The organism is Pyramidobacter sp. C12-8 (assembly GCF_002007215.1).
GTDB lineage: Bacteria > Synergistota > Synergistia > Synergistales > Dethiosulfovibrionaceae > Pyramidobacter.
In genome coordinates this window covers 1-222 of record NZ_MUHX01000146.1, presented here as the reverse complement: position 1 = coordinate 222, position 222 = coordinate 1, and the positions used below count along the sequence as shown (strand labels likewise).

The window sequence follows — 222 nt, the reverse complement described above, 5'->3', positions numbered from 1 at the left end:
AAAAGATAAATTACGGTTTAGCAAAGATTTTGGCGCCCTCTCTGAGGCGGCCAGGGAGCCAAATCAGATCCCTTCTGATTTGTGCGATTCGGCTGGTAGTTACATCAGAGGTGTCGGCCGCCTGCTTTTGGCGGCTGACGGAAGGAGTGTTGCTCTGTTTGGCGCGGTTTCCGCGCCAAACAGAGCCCGCGGCAAAAGCCGCGGGAGAACCTAAGGTCAACT

1 protein-coding gene is annotated in these 222 nt (G+C 55.0%); it reads right to left on the bottom strand.

The features are described from left to right. Nucleotides 1–10: 10 nt before the first annotated feature. Nucleotides 11–222: hypothetical protein (locus B0D78_RS13335; RefSeq protein ID WP_205948348.1), on the bottom strand; the 212-nt coding region annotated here is incomplete at its 5' end.